This is a genomic window from Gloeocapsopsis sp. IPPAS B-1203 (assembly GCF_002749975.1).
In the GTDB taxonomy this organism is placed as follows: domain Bacteria; phylum Cyanobacteriota; class Cyanobacteriia; order Cyanobacteriales; family Chroococcidiopsidaceae; genus Gloeocapsopsis.
This window is the reverse complement of the sequence record NZ_PEIG01000003.1, coordinates 49,191-68,380: the sequence shown is the minus strand read 5'-3', so window position 1 is coordinate 68,380 and position 19,190 is coordinate 49,191. Positions and strand designations below refer to the sequence as shown.

Genomic DNA, 19,190 nt, shown 5'->3' with positions numbered 1-19,190 from the left:
CTTAAAGTCAGAGAAAGACAACAATTCTGACGTCTATCTGTCAATTTAATTAAATGTAAAATAGCTGTCTCGACTATCGAGTGTGGGTAGGCAAGATGACTAATCCACACATCATATTTATTTTGGTTGTACTCAAAACTCTAGTGATCGAGTCTGGTATTCAAAAATAAGGAAAATAAATTGAGCTTCCTTAGGATGACAAACTTATGAATTGGGATTGCACAAAAAGTGAAGAGCATCGTCTTATTGAGTATTGCTCGTTCAACGAACAATATTTGAGTCTAGCAAATATTTTTTTGATAATTGAAAATAGTAAAAAATTTAACATGAGGTCTAACTTGACAGCATGAAGCTAACAACTCGCGGGCATTACAGCGTTAAAGCATTACTTGATTTGAGTTTACAGCCCAAGAATAGACCTGTATCAGTAAAAGCGATCGCTCAACGCCAAGATATCCCCGCTCCTTACTTAGAAAAATTACTGATTGAAATGCGCCGTGCCGGAATAGTAGAATCAATTCGCGGTGTTCAGGGCGGATACAAATTAGCGCGATCGCCTGCGCAAATTTCTCTAGGACAAATACTAGAATCTGTTGGCGAAACAATTGAACCTTTACCTCACCATACTCCAGCACCAGCTCAAGCAGAAGATTGGGTAACTTTTACCTTGTGGCAGCGATTACACCAAAAACTCAAAGAAGCACTCTATACTATTACTCTTGCAGACCTTTACTATGATGCTCGCAGTTGGCAAGCAGCCCAAGGAGAAGCAACAAGCTTTGTTGTCTAGTGGCTGGTGATTCAGCTATGAGTAGATTAATGAGATGAAATATTAAGGTAGGCATCTAGCCTGCTCATGCCCGCATGACTACCAGTAAGTGACATTTCTTTGCACTGACTGACTTAAGATTAAATTTTGACTTACGATTATTACCTTGCTTTTGAGCCAATTTCTAATCAATATTAACTCAATTGTTGTTTTAGTTTTCGCTGCTTTTTTAGATTTCCTGATTGCCGATCCTTGGGGTTTTCCTCATCCAGTGCGCGTTATGGGTTGGGCGATCGCCCGCTTTAATAAAATTGCTTGGAAATACTTTAATAGTCAATGGACACAACGCTTAGCTGGTATCATTTTAGGCATTGGATTAGTGACTGGCAGTGGTTTAGTCGGATGGTTAATTGTACAAACTACTAAACTACTTCACCCTAGTCTTGGAATTGTTGTCGAAAGCATTCTCTTGGCAAGTTGTTTTGCTGCAAGAAGCCTCAGATTAGCTGCACAAGAAGTCTTACAGCCACTCAGCATTGGGAACATCACGCAAGCACGTTCTAGCCTTAGTAAATATGTTGGGAGAGATACAGCAAATCTTTCTGAGACTGAAATTTTGCGGGCAGTTTTAGAGACTGTCAGTGAAAATGCTACGGATGGCGTAATGGCACCTTTATTTTATGCGATCGCTGGTGCTTTCATCCCATTTATTGGTAGTGTTCCGGTTGCTTTAGCTTACAAAGCGGCAAGTACTTTAGATTCAATGGTAGGCTATCGCGAAGCACCCTATACTTATTTAGGTTGGTTTAGCGCTCGTTGGGAAGATGCCTTAACGTGGCTACCGTGTCGTTTGACCGTGTTAACTTTAGCAATTTTATCAGGTAAGCCTCGCTATGTTTGGTGCATTTGCTGTCGAGATGCGGTGCAAGATCCTAGCCCTAATTCAGGTTGGAGTGAATGCGCTTATGCGGCTGTACTTGGCGTACAAATGGGAGGCACAAATTGGTACAAAGGAGTTGCCAAACACAAGCCTCTACTTGGAGATAACATTCATTCGATTACTTCAGTCAAGGTTTACCAAGCATTGCAATTAACGCGACATTGCTTTTTGATCTGGCTGGGTGTTGCGATTCCCTTGCTTTTGTTGCACATTTAAACTTAAGTCTATTTAGATCAATATTTCTAGTCACTAATCACTAATCATTCACCCCTCGCCCCTCACCCCTCACCCCTCTTCCATATGCCTGCTAAAGTTGTTGAAATTCTCTCTGCTGAGGAGATCCGTCGCACTGTCACGCGCCTTGCTTCCCAAGTCGTAGAAAGATCGCGGGATTTGTCACAACTCGTCATTTTAGGTATCTACACTAGAGGTGCATTTTTAGCAGATCTGTTGGTGCGTCAAATTGAGGTACTTGAAGGTGTAACAATTCCTGCAGGGGCGTTGGATATTACATTTTACCGCGACGATTTGGATCAGATTGGTGTTCGCACTCCAGCTAAAACAGAAATTCCCTTTGATTTAACAGGAAAAACTGTGTTGCTCGTTGATGATGTGATTTATAAAGGACGTACTGTACGAGCAGCTTTGAATGCTGTTAACGATTATGGTAGACCTGCGGCAATTTGGCTAGCAGTATTAGTTGATCGCGGTCATCGCGAGTTACCAATTCATCCAGATTTTACAGGTAAACAGCTACCTACAGCGAAAGAAGAACAAGTTAGGGTGTACCTTCAAGATTTTGATGGGCGTGATGCTGTGGAGTTGATCGGTAATTAAATGAATTTCAGTAACAAAAAATACCTTTATATTTCATTGTCTACTTAATCAAATGCGATGAACAGGCATTTTGCCTAGCCCATATCTAATTTGTTTTATTTAGTTAACTTACATTTCTCAGTATTCACCCTTAGGATAGATGTAGCTTACAGCAGTAAACAGCGATGTTAATGTGTTAACGCTTTTTATATTTTCTTAATAATCGGGGGCGATCGCTATGAAAGCTGTGAAAAATATTACGACTATTCAAATCGTGTAGCGTTACGAGTTACTGCGAATAGTCCTTATACTAAGCGGCTGTTATGCAAACTGAGTAAAAATTTTACTGCTATGGGTATAGCCGCATCATGGAAATGAAATTTCATTGGTTGAAGCTTAAGGCAAGCTAAGCATCTTGCCGCAAAACCTGGATAAATGATTTATACAAAATACTAATGACTTTTTTCTATTCCAGACTAAGCCATAACATAACCTTATTTGCGATCGCACTTGTTGTCTTTGGCAAACTACTTCTAGAGCCGACAACTCAACTGGATTTTGGGCTAGCGTTATTTGTGATAGTCCTAATCACAAGCACCTGGCATCTCATTTTAAGGCTTGCTGTTATCAGTTTAGCTATTGGGCTGTTGCAGTGGAATGGGGTAGATAATGCAGCCTATTGGCAGCTAGGATTATGGGGAGGAGGAGCGTTTGTCTTTGGCGTTATCAATAACTTAGAACGTCAATCAGTAAAAGTATCCGAAACAACACTTGGGGAAGTCACGATGGCATTGGAAACTGCTGTCGAATGCATTGCTAGGTTAGACTCCCAAGGACAATATTTAACGGTAAATTATGCCTATGCTCATTTATTAGGCTACAAGCCAGAAGATTTGATCGGTAAAAACTGGGAGATTACAGTTCATCCTCAAGATGTTGCTAAACTCACAGCGACTTATCAACAGATGTTAGCGACAGGTAAAGCCGAAGGTGAAGCAAGAGGTATTCGCCAAGATGGATCGCACTTTTATAAACAAGTTACGCTTGTCAAAATTAATCACAAAAATAGTGTGAGCGGTCATTACTGCTTTGTCAAAGATATTACTCAACGCAAGCAACAAGAAGAAAGATTACGGCTATTAGAATCTGTAGTCGTGAATGCTAATGATGCGATCGTGATTACCGAAGCAGAACCAATTCAATCTCCAGGTCCGCGTATACTCTATGTCAATGAAGCTTTTACGCGCATGACAGGTTATAGCTTGCAAGAAGTTTTAGGGAAAACGCCGCGGTTACTGCAAGGACCAAAAACTGATAAAGAAACTTTAACTCGGATTCGGACAACTTTACAACAATGGCATTCTGATGTTTTTGAGCTAGTCAACTACCGCAAGGATGGTTCGGAATTTTGGGTAGAACTAAGCATTGTGCCGATCGCCGATGATACTGGCTGGTATACGCATTGGATTTCTGTACAGCGCGATATCACGCAGCGCAAAGAAGTAGAAGAGGTGTTAGCTAAACTGCTGCTACGCGAACAGCAAGTACGGATGGCAACTGAAGAAGCTAGTCGCATGAAAGATGAATTTCTCGCGGTTGTATCTCACGAGTTACGTACACCACTTAATGCAATGCTTGGTTGGTCGCGGTTACTGCGCAGTCGATCGCTTAATGAACAAACTACCATACGTGCTTTAGAAACAATAGAGCGAAATGCCCAAGCCCAAACCCAACTTATTGAAGATCTTCTTGATATTTCCCGCATGATGCGTGGCAAGTTACGCTTACAATGTCGCCCTATTCATCTGACAAATCTCATTGAAGCAGCGATTGATACGATTCAACTAGCAGCAGCAGCAAAAGATATTCAAATTCATTCTGTACTGACAACAACTAAATCAGTTTTTGGAGATCCCGATCGCCTGCAACAAATCATCTGGAATTTGCTCTCAAATGCGATTAAATTTACGCCTCATGGTGGACGTGTAGAAATATCATTAATAGAACAGAACACCTATATTGAGCTAAATGTAATTGATAACGGGCAAGGTATCAGTGCAGATTTTCTGCCCCATATTTTTGAACAATTTCGTCAGGCAGATAGTAGTAGTAGTCGCAAACAGGGTGGCATAGGATTAGGGTTAGCGATCGCTCGTAATTTGGTAGAACTACACGGTGGAACAATTAGTGCGACAAGTCAAGGAAGCGGTACAGGAGCAACTTTTATGGTGAGATTACCTTTGCCACGAGAGAGTGACCTCCCTGAAACTAAGAATGATCCAGAATTTTCTCCAGAATCAGGAATTACTGGTTTAAAAGTGCTAGTTGTTGATGATGAAGCTGATGCTCGCGAACTTCTCAAAATCATGCTAGAGCAAGCAGGTGCAAATGTCACGGCAGTTAGTTCAGTTAGCGAAGCAATAAACTTAATTGAGCAACTTCAACCAGATATCCTATTAAGTGATATTGGTATGCCAGAAGAAGATGGTTACTCTTTAATCCAAAAAACCAAGCACTTAAAAACTAGGTCCGGAAAACAAATTCCTGCCGCAGCAATTACTGCTTATGCACGTGCAGAAGATCAAGCCAAGGCACTACAAGCAGGTTTTCAAACACACTTAACCAAACCTATCGATCCAGTGCAATTAATGACAGTCGTCAAAACTCTTGCAGAACGGACTTCTTATTAAAGCGATTAGCAATTAGCAAACTGCCACTCATCCCTCACCCCTCAACGCCAGTTCGACGCCACTTGCTACAACGAGGGGAACCCCCAAGGGCGCAGTGGCTCACGCGGAGTTCTACAACGGAGGGAACCTCCGCAACGAATCCGCTCCTCAACGGAGGACACCTCCGCACGAAAAAAGCGGCTCCTCCTTACCCCTCTTTTACACACTGCAATACTTCTAAACGTTTGAACTCCTCTAAATCTGCTGTGCCAGTACAGAACAGAACTGTAGTCATTTCGGCAATCAATACTTCAACTAACTCGTAAAGCGCTGCTTCAGATTCGGCAGCAGCTTGTAAGAAAGGTAATGCTAAACCTGCAAGATTTGCACCGAGAGCGATCGCTTTAGCAATATCTAATCCATGACGCAAACCGCCAGAGGCAATTAGAGGAATTTCGGGTGCTAGCGCTCGAATGCTCCTGATACACTCTGCTGTCGGCAATCCCCAATCTGCAAATGTCATCCCTAAACGACGTTGTAGGCTATTTTCTGCGCGTTCGCTTTCAACTTTTGCCCAAGAAGTTCCGCCCGCACCTGCAACATCAATTGCGCTAATTCCCGCATTCATCAATTTTTTTGCCATAGCCGCAGAAATCCCATTACCAACTTCTTTGGCAATAACTGGTATAGGTAGTTTAGAACATAATTCTTCTACTTTGTCAAGCAAACCGCGAAAATTCGTATCACCTCTAGGTTGAATGCACTCTTGTAATGGATTGAGATGCAAAATCAAAGCGTCAGCTTGCAATAAATCAACAACGCGCCGACATTCATCTAATCCGTATTTGTAATTGAGTTGTACTGCACCCAAATTAGCTAATAGTAAAATATCCGGTGCCAGCGATCGCACAGCGAAAGTTGGAGCAACTTGTGGTTTCTCGAGGGCTACCCTTTGCGAACCAACTCCCATAGCGATATTGTAATGCTGGGCAACTTCTGCAAGACGACGGTTAATTGTTCCAGCGAATTCTGTACCACCTGTCATTGAAGAAATCAACAGCGGATATGATAGCTGTTTTCCTAAAAACTCAGTTTTGAGGTTAATTTCATCGCGGTTAATCTCTGGTAAACAGCAATGTATGAAACGATAGCGTTCTAATCCATTTGTCGTTTGCGAAAATTGGACATCTTCATCGAGACAAATGCGCAAGTGTTCTGCCTTACGTGTCTGTGTTTGTCCTAACGAGTTTGAAGGGATCACAGGTTAATTTAAAAGCGATTTTTTACGACTGTACAACTAGTCATACTTCTATTAGCAAGATATTATTCAAACTTTACCCAATAAGAAAAAGGATGAACAAGTGGCTTCTCGCACTCACTCATCCATAGATTAGAAGCAGTCGATTATTATTTAGACACTGAATATTATCGTGGGTACAGTGTAAGTGTGCTATACGCACCTAATAACTAAGCAACTTTTGAGACACTATTGTTTGCATGAACATATTGATTGAGCTTCGCCATCACTTTCTCGACACTTTCAGACAAAGTTTCCTGGTTTGTTCTGCATTCAACATCAGGATTGAGTGGCGGTTCATAAGGATCGTCAATTCCAGTGAAACTCTTAATTTCTCCAGCGCGGGCTTTTTTGTATAGCCCTTTAACATCACGCTCTTCGCACACAGCTAAAGGCGCGTTGACATAGATTTCAAGAAAGTTACCAATCTTACCGCGTACTTCGTCACGAATTTCACGATAAGGAGAAATAGCAGAAACAATGACGATCACTCCATTGCGAGTTAGTAACTGAGCCACAAACCCGATACGACGAATATTTTCATCGCGATCGGCTTTGCTAAAACCTAACCCTTTCGTTAAATTTTCCCGAACAATATCACCATCAAGAACTTCAACTTTGTAACCTTGCTCGCGCAGTTGCTCTTCTACCGCTTTACTAATTGTTGTTTTTCCTGCACCACTCAACCCAGTAAACCACAAAGTCATTCCTTGATGTTTCATCTTCCTGCTACCTTTACTTTTATTGCTATTCATGTGTTCCACACAGTCAAACAAATCGACGTGGAAATCTCTCAAACCTTTTCCTCAGTTGCAATCAACTTCCTAGACTAGATAGGGTAAGTCATAGTTTCTTGCGGCAATATAACTAACATGAAGCTGGGTTCTATTGCATTACTACCTCTTGATAGTTCAGGAATATACACTGGCTGAATTGTAAACAAAATCTATCAGATTATACACACATATTAAAATTTTATTAACTGATAGTAGGAATTGAGTTTTATTAGAAAATAATATATATGTCAAGTAGGCAAGCGTGATAAATAATCATACCTTTCAAGATCGGGTAATGAGAAAGCATTTAGCAGTTGGTATTGAGCTAAACAAAAGCTAATAGCCAATCTTCGCTTGGTAACAGCTACCAATTACTCGCTTTTAAGTTGAGCTTGCTTTTATCTACTCACTTATTCAGTAATAATTATCATTCTGTCAAGACTGGAGTAAGTGACTTAGCAATATCTTTACAATCAACAGAGTTTTGTGAGTTTTATGTATAGCAACGACACCATGCTCCTAGTATTTCTTGTGTTGTAACTTTGTCGCATTATCTTACTTCAAGTCACGATGATTTAGTTACACAGATAACAGAAGTCATATAACCTGAAGTTATTACTGTACAATCCAGAGTTTTATTCTTCCTGCTCGTACATCTGTTGATGTTTTTTCATTAGCTGAAGATATTTTTCATGCGTTTTTGCTAAAGCCCATTTCTCTTTAAAGATTGCAGCTGATTCAGCTTTGACAGGATCAATCTCTAAAGGTAAAACTTCTTTTCGCGCTTGCTTTTCAGCTTCTGGGGAACCTGCTTTTTGGGGGTTAGCTTTATACTTTCTGCCACTTTTATGATTAGCATAGCGACGCGATCGCGTGTACCCCATCTGCAAAAACTTACGCGCCATATCCGCACCAACAAAATCATCTTGTGCTAAATAGTTGAGAAATAGCTCATAAATCTTGTCACTCGATTCTTTGGCAATTTCAGGAGTTTTAAAGCGCCAGTATGGTAGAATCTCAGACTTGTAAGGCTCTACTAGCAACACTCCTTGCTCACCTTTACCTACACGGTACAGTTCAGGCGAACAGCGAAAATCAATATTTTTAAAATCTAAAGAATAATCAAATGTCATAGCAACTTTAAATATAAATAACCAATAGTCCTACAAACTCTTTGCCAGTTTTGTACCACAAATCTTGCAGTACTGAGCATCCGCATCATGTAGAGATAATTGACAAATAGGGCAAAGAGTTTCTACCTGGTTACTTGCTTTAATAAATTGTCTAATTAAATTACCTACTTGCCAAGGAATTAATGCAACACCAGTCATAATCATTAATACCGCCAGTAATCGCCCTACTTGCGATACGGGCGTGACATCTCCAAAACCGACGGTTGTCATCGTGACAACAGAGAAGTAAACTGCATCTAAAAATGTATTAAAATTAGGATTGATGGGATGTTCAACTTGATAAATTAGCCCTGAATAAATAAAAACAATAGCAAATAAAGTAAACAGAATTCTAGCAAAAATAATGCTATCTTCACTGCTAATGCGTTCAAATAAGAATTTTTTTTGAATAAACCTCACTAGTCTAAGAATCCGAAACCAACGTAGAATTCGGATAAAACTAATATTGACCAAGCCTATGAAGAAAGGTAAAATTGCTAAAAGGTCAAGGAGCGAATATAAGCTAAAAAAATACTTTACTTTAGAATCTGCACACCAGAAACGCAATAAGTACTCTACAGCAAAAATACCTAATATAATGATATCTACACTATCTAAAATTTCTTTCAAGTTATTAGAGATTGGGTATGTCTCTATAACGAAAATAGCTGAAGATACTAAAACTAGGCTTGTAATTGCTAAATTAATAAACCTTCCTAGAGGAGTTTCTATATCTTCTAAATAAAATCCAATAACTTTTCTTGCTAGCAACATACTCATTACTTGCTAGTATTAGACGAACTCAATAATATTAGTTTGGATGATGGCGCGTTGTTCATAAATAAAGATTGTATTACACTAAATAGATGATATTTTTACAAGAAATCATAACTCTATGTAATTAGAATTTAGCATATTTTTTATAGTAATAAAGCTAGGGAAGCTCTATATTGTTGAAATACACCTACTAGCATGATTAACAAGATGACTGCAGAAAATTTTATGCGACTCGCGCTAGAAGAAGCAAAACAAGGAGATGCGCCCTATGGTGCGGTAATAGTTAAAGATAATAAGATTGTCGCAGCAGCACACAACACTGTGCAGCAAGATCATGACCCTTCTGCCCACGCAGAAATGAATGTCATTCGCAAACTGACATCTCAAATAAAAAGCCCTTCTTTGACAGGATACACAATATACACGACAGGTGAACCTTGCCCGATGTGTGCAACCGTATGTGTTTGGGCTGGTATATCTGAAATTATTTGTGCAATCTCTATTGAAGACTTAATTCGTATAAACCAATCGCAAATTGATATATCTTGTGATGAAGTTATTGCCAGGAGTTTTAGAGATATTAAAGTGACAAAGGGGTTATTGAAAGAAGAGTGTTTAGAATTATTCAAGTAGTTCGATAGAGTAGACAAAATACTTATTTGATATTGAATATTTGATGTTATGAACTTATGTTAAAAATATAGAACAGCAAGGGCAGTAGATAATGTTTTACATCTCTTCATGCAAATTTCAATATAAATTATTGGTTCTCTAGTGGGCTTAACATCTACAACTAAAGTTTGTCTAATTTCTTCCCTAGCCTCTCACTCCGGACTTCGTCCCGCTGCGCTAACACTCCTCGCTCCTTTTCTATCAGGTTCTACATGGTGGAGGAACGAATTAGCAAAAATAGCTGCTTGCGTGCGATCGCGTAGAGAAAGTCGATTCAAAATACTTGTAACGTGATTTTTGACAGTTCCTTCTGAGATATGAAGCGTTTGGGCGATCTCGCGATTACTTTCACCTGTAGCAATCAACTGTAGCACCTCGCGTTCTCTTGGTGTAAGTTCTGTCCAACCTGAGGGTGTTATTACGGAAGATTCTGGAACTTTTGCAATAACTTTCTCAACTAAACCAGGTCCTAGCTGAGTATAACCTTTATAAACTGCCCGAATTGCTGCGGCTAACTCTTCTGAGGGTGTATCTTTAAGCAAATAGCCCATCGCACCATTACGCAATGCGGCGGCAACATACTCATCGTTATCAAAAGTTGTGAGTACAAGCACCTTGATTTGGGGAAACTGCTGAGTAATTTCTCGTGTTGCAGCAACACCGTCCATGACTGGCATGCGCACATCCATAAGTATGACATCAGATTGCAACTTTTGCAGCAAGTGCACTGCTGCTTGTCCATTTTCTGCTTCTCCGACAACTTGTAAATCTGGTTCTAACTCAAGTAAAGCTTTTAAACCCTGACGAATAAGATTTTGATCGTCTACTAATACTAGGCGAATCATGTCAATAACCTCGGTAAGGGGATTGTCGCAGTAATACAACAACCACCACTAGGTGCGCTGTTGATTTGAAATTCACCTCCCAACGCGAGGACGCGATCGCGCATACTTTGTAACCCAAATCCTGTAGTATTCTTGTTTAATGCAAATCCTTTGCCATTGTCTGCAATTTTCAAGTGTAAAGATTCCACTGATGTTTGGATATCTATTTTGACTTTATTTGCTTGTGCGTGTTTCCAAATATTAGTAAGTGCTTCTTGTGCGATTCGGTATACTGCAGTTTTGACATCAGCAGGAATCGGATGATTCAGTGATAGATGATAAATTGGAGAAAATCCTGTAGAATGATGAAACTCAGTCACTAAAGCTGCGATCGCTACTTCTAAAGACTGACCATGCAGCGGATCAGAGCGCATTGCTGAAACAGATTGTCGCACCTCACGTAATGATTGAGAACCTAAGTTTTTGGCTTGCGCTAAAAATGTTTGTGCTTTAGCAGGGTTAGATTGCCATAATTTTAGAGCAGTTTCAAGCTGTAAGTTTAAAGCTGTTAGAGAGTGTCCGAGTGAGTCATGAATATCTCGTGCGATGCGGTTGCGTTCTTGTAATGTTGCTTGATCTTCAATACGTAGTGCATATTGTCGCAGTTGCTCATTTGCGATCGCAAGTTTTTCACGAATTTGTCGTTCTGCAAGCACAGCATTCATCAATAACAATACAAATACTAAGCTTAATCCAAACGAAAGTGCAAAACTTAACAATGTAAATCGCAATCGTTCTTGCAACATGGGAACAGCAGGAACATGTTGAAATCGATGACTCAATGTCAAAATAAACAAAGTAAAAGATAAAGTTGTGACGACAATACGACCTGGTAGTTGAAAAATAAGACAACTACGAATGACAAGAATAATATAAAGAAACGAAAATAGTCGAATGCCTCTTCCAACAAAAACTCCAGCGAAAAGAATCAAGAAAATTTCTAGTGCCGTATAAAGTATTTTAGAGATGAGTTTATCTCTGGGCATTCGTAAACCCAGCAACCCAAAAAACACTAAACTAATAATCGTTAAAGTTGGCAAAGCATGAAATCGGCGAAAGTGAGTTGATAAAGCTTCTGTAATAGCAACCGCTAGTAAAAGTAGCCACTCTAGTAGTAGTAAAAACCGGAAAGGATGTGTGTGAATATGAATTGGACGATTCATCTCATCTAAATTTTTTGCTAAATATTGAGTAGGTGAGTGTAATTATTGCTCACACATTTTAGGCTTGTTAATACTTAATGCTTAATTATTGTTCCACTGACCTATAACAGCCCTAAGTTACATTTATTTTCACTTACTTATTACCTATTACCCATGATTGTCCTCAGTACAGTGAATTTATTGACGCTCAGCATCAGCAATACATGACTTTAGTCATACTTCAATTCGTGACTTTTTCCTCATGCTACTCAAGAAGGCAAGTTTATAGGATAGAAACATCAAACATGAGGAAAACAATTAATGTCGCCATCAAAGAAAGTAAAATTTATGTCGCTGTTCGCTGGAGCAGTAGCACTTTCTACTGTCTTCGCACCTTTATCAATTAATGCACAACCTGCTGCACCTCAAGTAGGACAACGTGCAGGCGCTGGCAAAGGTATGGGCAAAATGGCAGGTATTGAACTTAGTGCGGAACAACAAGCTCAAATGGAACAAATCCGCAATGAAACGCGCACTCAAATCGAAGGAGTGCTTAGCCCCGAACAACGTCAACAATGGCAAGCTGCTACACAAAACGGGCAACGACGACGTGGTGCAATGGCTGCTTTAAATTTATCCGCAGCGCAAAGAACTCAAATTCGCCAGATTATGCAATCTTCAAAAGAGCGCGCAACAGCAGTTCTTACCCCCGAACAACGCCAACAAATTGAGCAAAGAATGCAGCAATGGCGTCAACAGCGTCAGCAACGCAACCAAACAAGCAATTAGCTAATCGCCACCAACAACCCCTCCGGTAGTATTTTTGAACTGGGAAGAATCAGCTAAGATAACAAGGCACAAGTGATCTGTCACGGTATAGGGAAACTTCGGTGTAAATCCGAGGCTGTGCCGCAGCTGTAAAAGAAGTTGTGAGTCATGGGGTATGAATCTAGATATCAACTCAAAACTCAAAACTCTCTAAAGCCAGAATGCCTAACTGTGACTCGCTCACACTATATTCCTGCGTTGCACAGGAACGGAGCACTAAAACAAGGATGCCTACCATCAATACAGTAAATTCCACTCTACTGAAGAACCCAGTTAGTACAATCGAGTTACCTCCTTTACCTTTACGTCGTCCTTTGCTGATGATTGGTCACGGTACCAGAGATGCAGCAGGGCGACAAAGTGTCTTAGACTTTGCTGCTGCTTATCAAGCTTTAGATTCATCCCGACCTGTTGTCCCTTGTTTTTTGGAACTGACAGGTCCAACGATTCAAGAAGGTGTCGATCAGTGTGTCGCCCAAGGTTATACTGAACTTTCTGCCCTGCCAATTTTGTTATTTGCAGCGCGACATAATAAATTCGATGTGACGAACGAACTTGACCGCGCGCGTCAACGTCATCCTCAAGTTAAATTTTACTACGGGCGACATTTTGGTATCACACCAGGAATTATTGATTTATGGCGATCGCGTCTTGCTGAAGTAGACGATCCACCCGTGCGCGCTGATACTGTTTTGCTATTTGTTGGTCGCGGTTCGAGCGATCCGGATGCCAATGGCGATGTTTATAAACTAGCACGTATGCTTTGGGAAGGTAGCGGTTATCAAACTGTAGAAACCTGCTTTATTGGTATTACCCATCCTCGCCTCGAAGAAGGCTTTCGCCGTGCGCGACTTTATCACCCCAAACGAATTATTGTACTTCCTTACTTTCTCTTCACTGGCATATTAGTCAATAAAATCTTTGATGTCGCTGCCCAGCAACAAGCACAGTATCCAGATATCGCTGTCACCTGTTTACCAGAAATGGGGCTACATCCGCAGTTGTTTTCCATTCTCCGCGATCGCGAAATTGAAACTCAACTCGGTAATGTGCAAATGAACTGTGAAATGTGTAAGTTTCGGCTAGCTGCTGTGAGTAATCACGATCGCGCACACAGCCACGATCACCACCATCATCACCATCATAGTCACGACCACTCGCACCCTACAGTAGATCCTTACGCCGATCTCGAACAATATCACCAAAAAATTTGGCAAGTTCCTTAAGAGAGATCAGTAATTGGCTATCAGCAGCAAAAATAAATATATTCTGTCATGCTGATAGCTAGTAGCTGAAGCCCAGTTATGTCTAAAGAATTTGCCATTGGAGAAATTGTGCGTGTCGTCGCACTACCACCTTACTTAAAAACATCTGATCCCATGCCGATGTTGCGCCCACCAGACATTATTCAAATTGGTGAAGAAGGAATTGTCATGGATCGGCGTCCAGGTGGGTATTGGAGCATTCGCTTTACACGCGGAACTTTTCTGATAGACAGTCAATACATTGATGCAGTGAGTAGTTTAAATGAGCCACCATCTGCTAGCCATCTAGAGCCAACAACAATGAGTCAAATTGACACAACACAAAGCGACGAAGATGGTAGTACTTAATGTAAACTTATGTTAAGTTAATTTGTCATTTGCATCATGCTGTCTCGTCGCTATTTTCTGCAGACAATTGTCTGCTTATGTCTTGCTATTACTACTTTTTGTGCCTCGCCTAGCTTTGCAATTGGCGGTAAACTTCCCTCCCTCGATCAACCTGCACCAGAATTTACTTTACCCACTAACACAGGAAACGGAGAAATTGCACTTACTGATCTACGCGGTAAGTGGGTGGTACTGTACTTTTATCCCAAAGACTTTACAGCAGGTTGTACGTTAGAGGCGCGACGTTTTCAGCAAGACTTACCAAAATATATAGCTCAAAATGCTCAAATCATTGGTGTGAGCGCTGATTCTGTTGATTCCCATGCTGAATTTTGTGACACAGAAGGTTTAAAATTTCCCTTACTTGCAGATACAACAGGCGAAGTCAGTAAAGTATATGGCTCTTGGCTAGGTAATCTCTCGGTACGACATAGTTTCATCATTGATCCGAAGGGAATTTTACGAGCTACCTTTGTTAAGGTAAATCCTGTCATTCACAGTACAGAAGTACTTAGCCGTCTCACCGAATTACAGGCAACTGTATCTTAAGGAATAAGGCTCAAACACCTCCACTTTTGATCGAGGTTGGAGCAAAACTTGATATGGGTAATCGGACAAGTGCTTTCACAGTAGGATTTCAAGGATGAATTGCTGAGTTGTTGATCAGCTCTAAACTAAAATTGAAGAAAGATAAAAATCACTCGCTGCATAATTCTGATGAAACAAACTGATGTGGCAGGATTTAAGCCATTTGTCCCAACTGCGATCGCACTACCAGAAGCCGCGATCGCTCAATTCTGTCAACGCTGGAAGGTGGAAGAGTTTTATTTATTCGGCTCGGTGCTACGGAATGATTTTCGTCCCGATAGCGATATCGATGTGATGGTGCAGTTTGCGCCAGATGCTCATTGGGGACTGTTGGAATTAGTTCGCATGAAGCGAGAGCTGGAAGAAATGTTTGGGCGTAAAGTAGACATTCTGACCAAAAAATCAATTGAACAGAGTAAAAATTGGATTCGCCGCAAGGAAATTTTAGGGACAGCGAGGTTGTTCTATGTCCAGGGATAGTGCGTCGGTACTGGACATATTTCTTGCAGGACAACGCGCCTTAACCTTTGCTCAAGGTTTGGACAGATCTGAACTTGAAACAGATGTGATGCGGCATTCTGCGATTTTGTATCAAATTGAAATCATGGGTGAGGCAACAAAACGATTGTCTATTGTTTTTCGCAACCAACACCCTGAGGTTCCTTGGAAGGATATTGCAGGAATGAGAGACATTATTATTCATCGCTACGATCAAATTGATTTTGACATGGTCTGGCAAGTCATTCAAAACAATATTCCTGAATTGCTGGCAATGATTGCGCCATTGTTACCTGAAGAACCAATGTAGCGATCGCACAATGAGCAAAACTTACCGATCTCGATCGCTTTCTCACACAGATGCTCAAAGCAGCTTTTTAATTTATTTTTGCAGGTTTCCATACGTACCTTATTGTCATCTCTATGTACAATATCTCTAAATTGCTACAATACTTGCTCCTCGGAGACTGTATATGGAATGGGAACCAGATCCCCTTACCGCAAAAAAGGCATATACTCAATTTCAACTTCAGCAGTCTAAGCCTCTAGTTAGATGGCGAAATACAGAAGCGTTACTACGCCGCAATACATTAGCAATTCTCATGCCTATTGTGCCGTTGTCGGTAGAATATCGTTTACGGCGAGCATCAAAACTTGCAGAAGAATCATTATTGGAGTTGGCAGAAATTGATCTTGATACGATTAGTGATACTGAATTGCAATCAGCCCGTATTCTAATTGGCTTGAGCTTTGTCGGGTTTGGAGCACTATTTACTGCCTTTTTACTACTTTACGTATCTACATTGCATCCCGAACTTAACTCGACTGCACAAATACGACGCTATTGGTATCAATACATCTGGTTTGTGTGTCTCGGTGTGGCAGGATTATTTGTATTGGGAAGAGAAGCTATGCGATCGCATTGCCTCAATGTTACGTCATCACAAAAGGCTCCTTGGGACGATCAATCAAGCTGGAATTAAGCAAAAAAAAATGCCCTACCATTGTGTTATGGCAAAGCATTTAGTGGTGTGAGGAGCAGACTTTATGTCTACTTATAGATAAGCATATTAAATGCATATGGCAGTACAGTGGCAGTAAGATTGCAATACTGTGACATTTTTATGTGTTGTCATGGTTCATCAATACGCATTTGTCGCAGTGCGATCGCGATCGCACTGCGAAGGTTGATTTAAGCTTCAACATCGGATGCTAGGAGTTTTGACACTTCTGCGTGTGCTAATACCGCAGCAGGTTCTTGCTGGAGAGCATGATAGTATTTCCGCTCAAATGCATTACCTACTTCTGATGGCATCAGCAGTTCGCGAACATCAGCCATCAAATCCTGAAGATCGTCTTGCAATATTGGTTCATCTGCCGAAAGCATTTCATCAATATAGACAATTAGCTCAGAAATACGATGTAGCCAGGCAAATTGTTCGTGCTCAATGACAAGTTGTAGTAGCTCTCCACTTGATACTCGCCCGCGTCTTTGTTCGTAGCTAATACGTTCTGCTTGCAGCAAACAGGCGTGGAGGTGTAGCAATTTGTTGCGTAAATTGCGCAGATATTGATGTTGCCGTATTCTTTGGATAAGTTGATTAGAAGTCAATGGAATCCATCCTCCCAGTACGATAGTCTTCAATAACTTGAGATATTCTTGTTACGAGGCACCATAGCGGATGACAAGCTCGTTAATTGGTGTACTACCAAGTAATTAACTTATTTCACGTATTGTGTTATTGGCGGTTGCTACTTTTTTCCCATTTTGTGCAAAGATTAATAGCCTATCTCACACACACTTCTCGCCTATTCTAAATAAGCCTTCCCTTTTTAGTACATGAGTGGAGTATCTTATGCGACCGTTACAAATTATTCCATCTTTGCAATAGTCCACAATTCCTCAATAAGAGAACACCGCAGTGATTACATTTCTCTTCATTAAATTTAGCTGTTTATATGATTAATCATATATTAAAATAGTTGTATATAAGAGGGTGACAACACTACTACTAAATAAGCCGTGAGATACGGAAAACCGCCTGATGTCGCTAGCGTATGCAATTTTAGGTTTTCTCCAAAAAGAAGGGATGACCGGCTACGATCTCAAAAATAACTGCTTCGATCAAACCATTGCTCATTTGTGGCCTGCAGATCAAGCGCAAATCTACAAGACCCTTGACAAGTTAGTAGAACACGGTTGGACTACCTGTACCGTTGAGATGCAACGCGATCGCCCACATCGTAAAGTTTACAGCATCACAGAGACAGGAAAAGCAGCACTTTTACAGTGGCTGCAATGTCATCAGCCCTTGCCAACAATTCGCGAACCTTTGCTTGTTCAGTTATTTTTTGCGGCTGAATTATCGAATGCAGAAATTCTCTATCTACTAAAACAAGAATTCATGGCTCATCGAAAAAAGCTTGCCGATTGTGACAAAATTACATTATCATCACCGCTTGATGCTACAGATGTCAGTCGCGAGCAAGTTATGCAACGGTTAGTAGTAGATCTGGTTAAGCAAAAAGAACAGACTTACCTTGACTGGCTGTGTAATGCCATTGATGTTGTTAGTCATCTGCAAGAACAACGCGATTGTAAGCAGCACAGCATGAGAGGCGATCGCATTGAAGAAAACTAGCACAATACTAATACAAGACTTATATTTGGGTCATTAGTTCAATTGATTTGATTTAAAAGCAGATTCTGTTTACTCTTCAACCAAAGGTTTTTATCATGGCTGATTTGCTGCATGACAAGCATGTAAACACTCCTTGGTCAACCTTACCTGTTGCAGCTTGGCAAGATACGTATGCAACACTACATCTGTGGACTCAAATTATCGGCAAAATTCGGCTAGCGTTAGCTCCCAAACTCAATCATTGGTGGCATTCTACTTTGTACGTAACTCCACGCGGACTAACAACTGGTTGCATTCCAGATAACACGCGCACCTTTGCAATGAGCTTCGATTTTTTAGAGCACAACTTAGACATTGAAATAAGTGACGGTATTACTCAAACAATTGCCCTTGCTCCGCGTTCGGTAGCAGACTTTTATCAAGAAGTGATGGAGAAACTTCGTGCCAGTGGCATTGAAGTAAGTATTTGGACAATGCCCCAAGAAGTGGCAGATCCTATTCCATTTGAGAGCGATCGCCAACACGCAGCTTACGATCCGCAGGCTGCACAAAAGTTCTGGCAAATTCTTGTGCAAGCTAACCGCATAATGACAACATTTCGCTCGCGCTTTATTGGTAAATCAAGCCCCGTACACTTTTTTTGGGGTAGTTTCGACCTCGCAGTGACTCGCTTTTCTGGGCGTGTGGCTCCAGAACATCCTGGTGGAATTCCCAATATGGCAGACTGGGTGACACGCGAGGCATATTCACACGAAGTCAGTAGCTGTGGTTTTTGGTTTGGTGGTGGGGCAGTAGCAGAACCAATTTTCTACTCCTACGCTTATCCCGAACCTGAAGGTTTTCACGATTACCTCGTTCAACCACAAGAGGCATTCTACAGCAAAGATATGCGTGAATTCATTTTGCCCTATGAAGCAGTACAGCACGCGGACGAGCCTGATGCAATGATTCTTGCATTTTTTCAAAGTACATACGAGGCGGCTGCAAATCTAGCTAATTGGGATCGCGCAGCGCTGGAGCGGTAGTAATCTGTTCTACTTTAAGGTTGATATATGTAGGCAGCAGGGG

At 40.9% G+C, this 19,190-nt stretch carries 21 protein-coding genes and 1 riboswitch; of the genes, 14 read left to right on the top strand and 7 right to left on the bottom strand.

Annotated elements, in window-relative coordinates:
• Nucleotides 1-346: 346 nt before the first annotated feature.
• The 4 genes from CSQ79_RS06415 to CSQ79_RS06400 all read left to right on the top strand — a co-directional run bounded on the left by CSQ79_RS06415 (nt 347) and on the right by CSQ79_RS06400 (nt 5,215).
• Complete coding sequence (locus CSQ79_RS06415; protein WP_099700365.1) at nt 347-790, top strand: RrF2 family transcriptional regulator; 444 nt, start codon at nt 347-349, stop codon at nt 788-790.
• A gap of 172 nt (nt 791-962) precedes the next feature.
• Nucleotides 963-1,925, top strand: coding sequence for an adenosylcobinamide-phosphate synthase CbiB (cbiB, locus tag CSQ79_RS06410; RefSeq protein ID WP_099700668.1), 963 nt, complete (start codon nt 963-965; stop codon nt 1,923-1,925).
• Between the two features lie 84 nt (nt 1,926-2,009).
• The gene (gene pyrR, locus CSQ79_RS06405; RefSeq protein WP_099700364.1) at nt 2,010-2,546 is read left to right on the top strand and encodes a bifunctional pyr operon transcriptional regulator/uracil phosphoribosyltransferase PyrR; all 537 of its coding nucleotides are present in this window, start codon (nt 2,010-2,012) and stop codon (nt 2,544-2,546) included.
• Nucleotides 2,547-2,980: 434 nt separating this feature from the next.
• Nucleotides 2,981-5,215 carry a hybrid sensor histidine kinase/response regulator gene (locus tag CSQ79_RS06400; protein WP_099700363.1) on the top strand — a complete coding sequence of 745 codons (2,235 nt, stop codon included), beginning with the start codon at nt 2,981-2,983 and terminating at the stop codon, nt 5,213-5,215.
• A gap of 187 nt (nt 5,216-5,402) precedes the next feature.
• Here CSQ79_RS06400 and fni read toward each other — a convergent pair whose 3' ends face one another.
• The 4 genes from fni to CSQ79_RS06380 form a co-directional block, all read right to left on the bottom strand.
• Nucleotides 5,403-6,455 carry a type 2 isopentenyl-diphosphate Delta-isomerase gene (fni, locus tag CSQ79_RS06395; protein ID WP_099700362.1) on the bottom strand — a complete coding sequence of 351 codons (1,053 nt, stop codon included), beginning with the start codon at nt 6,453-6,455 and terminating at the stop codon, nt 5,403-5,405.
• A 206-nt stretch (nt 6,456-6,661) separates the two neighbouring features.
• Nucleotides 6,662-7,246: an adenylyl-sulfate kinase gene (cysC, locus tag CSQ79_RS06390; protein WP_099700361.1), complete on the bottom strand. Its 585-nt coding sequence runs from the start codon at nt 7,244-7,246 to the stop codon at nt 6,662-6,664.
• A gap of 656 nt (nt 7,247-7,902) precedes the next feature.
• Complete coding sequence (locus CSQ79_RS06385; RefSeq protein WP_099700360.1) at nt 7,903-8,400, bottom strand: DUF4385 domain-containing protein; 498 nt, start codon at nt 8,398-8,400, stop codon at nt 7,903-7,905.
• 30 nt (nt 8,401-8,430) lie between these two features.
• A complete protein-coding gene (locus tag CSQ79_RS06380) occupies nt 8,431-9,213 on the bottom strand; it encodes an ion transporter (protein WP_099700359.1) in 783 nt (260 codons plus the stop codon).
• A gap of 210 nt (nt 9,214-9,423) precedes the next feature.
• Between CSQ79_RS06380 and CSQ79_RS06375 the strand changes: the two genes are divergently transcribed.
• A complete protein-coding gene (locus CSQ79_RS06375; protein WP_099700667.1) occupies nt 9,424-9,849 on the top strand; it encodes a nucleoside deaminase in 426 nt (141 codons plus the stop codon).
• 191 nt (nt 9,850-10,040) lie between these two features.
• On the opposite strand, the gene CSQ79_RS06370 is transcribed toward CSQ79_RS06375, so the two are convergent.
• Together CSQ79_RS06370 and CSQ79_RS06365 are read right to left on the bottom strand one after the other, a co-directional pair.
• Nucleotides 10,041-10,733, bottom strand: coding sequence for a response regulator (locus CSQ79_RS06370; RefSeq protein WP_099700358.1), 693 nt, complete (start codon nt 10,731-10,733; stop codon nt 10,041-10,043).
• Nucleotides 10,730-11,935: a sensor histidine kinase gene (locus tag CSQ79_RS06365; protein WP_099700357.1), complete on the bottom strand. Its 1,206-nt coding sequence runs from the start codon at nt 11,933-11,935 to the stop codon at nt 10,730-10,732. The genes CSQ79_RS06370 and CSQ79_RS06365 overlap by 4 nt, the downstream gene beginning before the upstream one ends.
• 300 nt (nt 11,936-12,235) lie before the next feature.
• On the opposite strand from CSQ79_RS06365, the gene CSQ79_RS06360 reads away from it, so the two are divergent.
• The 7 genes from CSQ79_RS06360 (at nt 12,236) to CSQ79_RS06330 (ending at nt 16,463) form a co-directional block, all read left to right on the top strand.
• Complete coding sequence (locus tag CSQ79_RS06360; RefSeq protein WP_143755428.1) at nt 12,236-12,703, top strand: Spy/CpxP family protein refolding chaperone; 468 nt, start codon at nt 12,236-12,238, stop codon at nt 12,701-12,703.
• 54 nt (nt 12,704-12,757) lie between these two features.
• Nucleotides 12,758-12,928, top strand: a riboswitch (cobalamin riboswitch).
• 41 nt (nt 12,929-12,969) lie between these two features.
• Nucleotides 12,970-13,968 (top strand): sirohydrochlorin chelatase, encoded by a 999-nt coding sequence (locus CSQ79_RS06355; RefSeq protein ID WP_099700355.1) that lies wholly within the window; start codon nt 12,970-12,972, stop codon nt 13,966-13,968.
• 78 nt (nt 13,969-14,046) lie between these two features.
• Nucleotides 14,047-14,355, top strand: coding sequence for a regulatory protein SipA (sipA, locus tag CSQ79_RS06350; RefSeq protein ID WP_099700354.1), 309 nt, complete (start codon nt 14,047-14,049; stop codon nt 14,353-14,355).
• Between the two features lie 36 nt (nt 14,356-14,391).
• Nucleotides 14,392-14,943 (top strand): peroxiredoxin, encoded by a 552-nt coding sequence (locus CSQ79_RS06345; protein ID WP_099700353.1) that lies wholly within the window; start codon nt 14,392-14,394, stop codon nt 14,941-14,943.
• Between the two features lie 168 nt (nt 14,944-15,111).
• On the top strand, nt 15,112-15,462 hold the full coding sequence (locus CSQ79_RS06340; RefSeq protein WP_099700352.1) for a nucleotidyltransferase family protein: 351 nt from the start codon (nt 15,112-15,114) through the stop codon (nt 15,460-15,462).
• Nucleotides 15,449-15,790 (top strand): HepT-like ribonuclease domain-containing protein, encoded by a 342-nt coding sequence (locus tag CSQ79_RS06335; RefSeq protein WP_099700351.1) that lies wholly within the window; start codon nt 15,449-15,451, stop codon nt 15,788-15,790. Before CSQ79_RS06340 ends, CSQ79_RS06335 begins: the two co-directional genes overlap by 14 nt.
• Nucleotides 15,791-15,953: 163 nt before the next feature.
• The gene (locus CSQ79_RS06330; RefSeq protein ID WP_099700350.1) at nt 15,954-16,463 is read left to right on the top strand and encodes a hypothetical protein; all 510 of its coding nucleotides are present in this window, start codon (nt 15,954-15,956) and stop codon (nt 16,461-16,463) included.
• A gap of 209 nt (nt 16,464-16,672) precedes the next feature.
• On the opposite strand, the gene CSQ79_RS06325 is transcribed toward CSQ79_RS06330, so the two are convergent.
• Entirely contained in the window at nt 16,673-17,092 is a 420-nt protein-coding gene (locus CSQ79_RS06325; RefSeq protein ID WP_289500697.1) for a hypothetical protein, read from the bottom strand.
• A 433-nt stretch (nt 17,093-17,525) separates the two neighbouring features.
• Between CSQ79_RS06325 and CSQ79_RS06320 the strand changes: the two genes are divergently transcribed.
• Nucleotides 17,526-18,122, top strand: coding sequence for a PadR family transcriptional regulator (locus tag CSQ79_RS06320; RefSeq protein ID WP_099700349.1), 597 nt, complete (start codon nt 17,526-17,528; stop codon nt 18,120-18,122).
• Between the two features lie 95 nt (nt 18,123-18,217).
• Complete coding sequence (locus tag CSQ79_RS06315; protein ID WP_099700348.1) at nt 18,218-19,147, top strand: DUF5996 family protein; 930 nt, start codon at nt 18,218-18,220, stop codon at nt 19,145-19,147.
• Nucleotides 19,148-19,190: the final 43 nt, after the last annotated feature.

Bases quoted from the DNA above. Each gene is read 5' to 3' on its own strand.
- sipA (WP_099700354.1), top strand. From the start codon at position 14,047: ATGTCTAAAGAATTTGCCATTGGAGAAATTGTGCGTGTCGTCGCACTA.
- CSQ79_RS06330 (WP_099700350.1), top strand. From the start codon at position 15,954: ATGGAATGGGAACCAGATCCCCTTACCGCAAAAAAGGCATATACTCAA.
- pyrR (WP_099700364.1), top strand. From the start codon at position 2,010: ATGCCTGCTAAAGTTGTTGAAATTCTCTCTGCTGAGGAGATCCGTCGC.
- cysC (WP_099700361.1), bottom strand. From the start codon at position 7,246: ATGAATAGCAATAAAAGTAAAGGTAGCAGGAAGATGAAACATCAAGGA.
- CSQ79_RS06415 (WP_099700365.1), top strand. From the start codon at position 347: ATGAAGCTAACAACTCGCGGGCATTACAGCGTTAAAGCATTACTTGAT.
- CSQ79_RS06380 (WP_099700359.1), bottom strand. From the start codon at position 9,213: ATGTTGCTAGCAAGAAAAGTTATTGGATTTTATTTAGAAGATATAGAA.
- CSQ79_RS06315 (WP_099700348.1), top strand. From the start codon at position 18,218: ATGGCTGATTTGCTGCATGACAAGCATGTAAACACTCCTTGGTCAACC.
- CSQ79_RS06365 (WP_099700357.1), bottom strand. From the start codon at position 11,935: ATGAATCGTCCAATTCATATTCACACACATCCTTTCCGGTTTTTACTA.
- CSQ79_RS06340 (WP_099700352.1), top strand. From the start codon at position 15,112: ATGAAACAAACTGATGTGGCAGGATTTAAGCCATTTGTCCCAACTGCG.
- CSQ79_RS06375 (WP_099700667.1), top strand. From the start codon at position 9,424: ATGACTGCAGAAAATTTTATGCGACTCGCGCTAGAAGAAGCAAAACAA.
- CSQ79_RS06320 (WP_099700349.1), top strand. From the start codon at position 17,526: ATGTCGCTAGCGTATGCAATTTTAGGTTTTCTCCAAAAAGAAGGGATG.
- CSQ79_RS06355 (WP_099700355.1), top strand. From the start codon at position 12,970: ATGCCTACCATCAATACAGTAAATTCCACTCTACTGAAGAACCCAGTT.
- CSQ79_RS06345 (WP_099700353.1), top strand. From the start codon at position 14,392: ATGCTGTCTCGTCGCTATTTTCTGCAGACAATTGTCTGCTTATGTCTT.
- CSQ79_RS06400 (WP_099700363.1), top strand. From the start codon at position 2,981: ATGACTTTTTTCTATTCCAGACTAAGCCATAACATAACCTTATTTGCG.
- CSQ79_RS06385 (WP_099700360.1), bottom strand. From the start codon at position 8,400: ATGACATTTGATTATTCTTTAGATTTTAAAAATATTGATTTTCGCTGT.
- CSQ79_RS06370 (WP_099700358.1), bottom strand. From the start codon at position 10,733: ATGATTCGCCTAGTATTAGTAGACGATCAAAATCTTATTCGTCAGGGT.
- CSQ79_RS06360 (WP_143755428.1), top strand. From the start codon at position 12,236: ATGTCGCCATCAAAGAAAGTAAAATTTATGTCGCTGTTCGCTGGAGCA.
- CSQ79_RS06335 (WP_099700351.1), top strand. From the start codon at position 15,449: ATGTCCAGGGATAGTGCGTCGGTACTGGACATATTTCTTGCAGGACAA.